General features: G+C 62.2%; 1 protein-coding gene and 1 pseudogene. Both read left to right on the plus strand.

The genetic code is table 11. The features are described from left to right. Positions 1-105 precede the first annotated feature (105 nt). A pseudogene (locus tag IF64_RS26870) lies at positions 106-669 on the plus strand (DUF3558 domain-containing protein); the annotation flags it as partial. A 147-nt stretch (positions 670-816) separates the two neighbouring features. Beyond that, the gene (locus IF64_RS28300; protein ID WP_084706098.1) at positions 817-1,476 is read left to right on the plus strand and encodes a DUF3558 domain-containing protein; all 660 of its coding nucleotides are present in this window, start codon (positions 817-819) and stop codon (positions 1,474-1,476) included. Positions 1,477-1,483 lie beyond the last annotated feature (7 nt).

Raw genomic sequence — 1,483 nt, forward strand, 5'->3', positions numbered from 1 at the left:
CGCCTCGGCCGCTTGACCCCCATCGAATACGAAACCATCATGAGCCACACCGCCACCCCGGCGGCCTAAACCACTGTCACAGTTTCCTTCAGCAGCCCCGAGGACGGCCAAGCTGAGCCGCAGGGTCCCGCTAGCTCTGTTCCGTCCTCTGCACCCGCTAGCAGTGGTGCACCTTCTGAGCTTCCCCACAGCGGCGCACCGGCCGTAGACAACCCGCTTCCCCGGTCGGTGTTGTCCGGTGACCCGTGCCAGGTCTTGACTGCCGAGCAGGTTACGACCGCCCTCGGTGATAACGCATCCAACGGTGAACGTCGGGACCTTGACGGACTCGGCCCACGGTGCGGGTGGAGCAACACCGAAGAGATTGCTTCATTCGTTGTGGGCTTCCAGACCGAACATGGTGAGGGACTCAGCGCGACCTACGCCAACGCTAAGCCACAGGCGGAAGAGTTCAACGAAGTCCAGCCTATCGAGGGCTATCCGGCCGTCACCTACAAGATGAAGGCTGATGCGCCGATGTGCACAGCGATAGTCGGGGTTGCTAACGAATATTCGGTTTCGGTGACGGGCACGCTTGGCACGCAGGCCGAAGAGAACGGCAAGAACCCTTGCGAACCGGTGCAGCAGGTAGCTAGCTGGGTGGTTGCCAACCTGAAAGCTCAGTCCTAGGTGTACCCGGCCATCACGTTGGTTGCAGGCGGCTGGTTGGGGTTGGTCTGCGAGTGAGCTGTGGGGGCGAAACGTCTACAAGGAGACTGACGAGCAGGCCAGGGCGGACGTGAAGGACGCTGGTCGAGACGGGGGGATGTTCGACTGATGCGGCGTGGATTTGCGTTGGTGGCGGCTGGGTCGCTGGTAGTGCTAGCCACAGCTTGTTCAACCGAGGATGAGCAACCAGAGCCGGAAGTTTTGTCGGCTTCGCCGTCCTCGGCTCCAACCGGTAGTCCGGCACCCTCCGGGCTCCCGCACAGCGGCGCACCGGCCGTAGACAACCCGATGCCTGCGTCGGTTCTCTCCGGGGACCCATGCCAGATCTTGACTGCCGAGCAGGTCAAGACCGCCCTTGGTGATAATGCGTCCAGCGGTGTACGTCATGACCTCGACGAGCTGGGTCCGCGATGCCGGTGGAGCAACACCGAGGCCCGAGCTTCCTTCGTCGTGACCTTCCAAACAGCCCACAAGCAAGGGCTCAGCACAACTTACGCCAACGTCAAGCCTCAGGCTGCCGCGTTCAACGAGGTAGCCCCGATCGACGGCTACCCCGCAGTCACGTATCAAGACCAAGAGGCTGGTGGTCCCATGTGCACAGCCATGGTGGGTCTTTCGGATGAGTACGCAGTCTCGGTTACGGGCACGATCGGCAGGGATGGCGTGAACCGTCCCGGGGGGCTGCTGAAGGGGTGTGTGACATCTGAGTTCGCTTGCCGAGAGGTGGGCGTGGAAGGATGTTGTTGTGCCCAAGCCGTATCCCCGTGAGTTCCGT

It is taken from the genome of Prauserella rugosa, from assembly GCF_000719975.1.
Classification (GTDB): Bacteria; Actinomycetota; Actinomycetes; order Mycobacteriales; family Pseudonocardiaceae; genus Prauserella; species Prauserella rugosa.

What these genes read in the sequence shown, in the direction of transcription:
- IF64_RS28300 (WP_084706098.1), top strand. Translation starts at nt 817, where the DNA reads ATGCGGCGTGGATTTGCGTTGGTGGCGGCTGGGTCGCTGGTAGTGCTA.